1 protein-coding gene is annotated in these 1,491 nt (G+C 44.9%); it reads right to left on the reverse strand.

Annotated elements, in window-relative coordinates; translation table 11 throughout:
• Window positions 1-13 precede the first annotated feature (13 nt).
• Window positions 14-1,387, reverse strand: coding sequence for an IS4 family transposase (locus CXF89_RS19170; protein ID WP_121955487.1), 1,374 nt, complete (start codon window positions 1,385-1,387; stop codon window positions 14-16).
• Between the last annotated feature and the right edge of the window lie 104 nt (window positions 1,388-1,491).

A 1,491-nucleotide genomic window follows, 5' to 3' on the forward strand; every position in this document is an offset into this window, starting at 1 on the left:
AGCTGTCTCTTGATCACAAGTCTGACTCAAGAGATTTTGCTAAATCGTAGCCTTCCAGGATGGCTTGTAACTTAAGCCATCCTTGCCATAACACTTTCACAGATGCACGCCCTGTGCGCTTGGTATCTTTCCAGCCTCCTAACTTTGCCAGTTCCTGATACGCCCATGACATATTTGGAGCAGTTTCAGGCAATGGTGTTTTTATTCTCTTTAACCACAATAACTTCCATGCTTTGGGAGATAACAGTTGTTCACAACTTGGAGAATCAGGCTGCTCATTGGTGAACTTTAGTTGCAATATTCGCGTCGCAATAAAGCCATTAATCGTCACCAATCTTTCCATGTTATCTTGGCTTTGAAGGCGTAAACTTTCGATATCCGTGCCATCACTTTTCCAGACTTTATGGTATTCCTCTACAAGCCAACGGTGCTCATAGTAGGTGATGATAGCTAAGGCGTCTTCTTTGCTGGTGACTGGTTCACTGGTTAATAGGTGCCAGCTTAAGCCGTTCTCAGCGTTTCCTCTCTCTGCACAGCCGACATAGTAAACTGGGAGGGAGCGTCCTTTCTTATTGTAAGGCGCTTTGAGTGTCACTGGCGCATAGGTGATATCCAGTGTTGCGCTTCGGGCTTTTCTTCCTCCTTTTTGTGCAATGTGGATGTGTTTGGTGCCTGCACTCATCAGCTCGCTTGCAAACGCATAGAGCTTATCCTCACCTTCTTCAATATGACGACTTTGCATCGAGCGTACGACGAATCGTTGCTGCTCGGTCAGTTTATACTGCAAGTATTCGTAGATGTCCGCTTCGCGGTCACACACCGATATCACGTTCGCCATTTGTCCTTGCAGCCGCTCTGCCATCGCTCGTGACGCTGACTCCCACTTGTAACTTTCTTTTTCTTCGTAAGAAGTCGTCGCGTGTTTTTCTCTTTTTCCAATCGTGTTGATATCACGACTCCAGCGAGACTGTTCAATTAATCCCACAACTTGCTTTGTGTCTGGCGCAAACAGTAATACGCTATGAGCTAACAAGCCTCGTTGTTTTGCTCCTCGTCCGACATGACCCAAATCATCTCGAATGGAGGAATGTTTATAAATTAGTGTGGTCGTGTCTTCTAATGCGAGCAATAAGTTATGACTTTTTGCTTGTTCAACCGTGGCTTTAAAGCCTGACTCTGCTATAGCCGTTGCGTCAATATTCTCGTTGCGAATAAAGCGGTAGGCACCTTCCATATCGGCGGGGGATTGAGTGATGTTTACAAGTGGTTTTCCTGGTTCATTTGCAAGCGTTGATGCTAACTTTACCAGACGCGCTGTTCTTCTTGGATCACCTAAGTCCGATTTACCGAATTGTTGTTTTGCCCAATGAGTATGTTCGTTAATCATAATGTGCCCTCAAACAAGATTTGAAGATCTGATCATGACATTGAGATTTAGTTCAAAAAAATCCCCGCTAATTTCTTAGCAGGGATTTGTGTATAAGAGACAGC

The sequence above is a fragment of the Pseudoalteromonas sp. MelDa3 genome, from assembly GCF_002863625.1.
Classification (GTDB): Bacteria; Pseudomonadota; Gammaproteobacteria; order Enterobacterales; family Alteromonadaceae; genus Pseudoalteromonas; species Pseudoalteromonas arctica.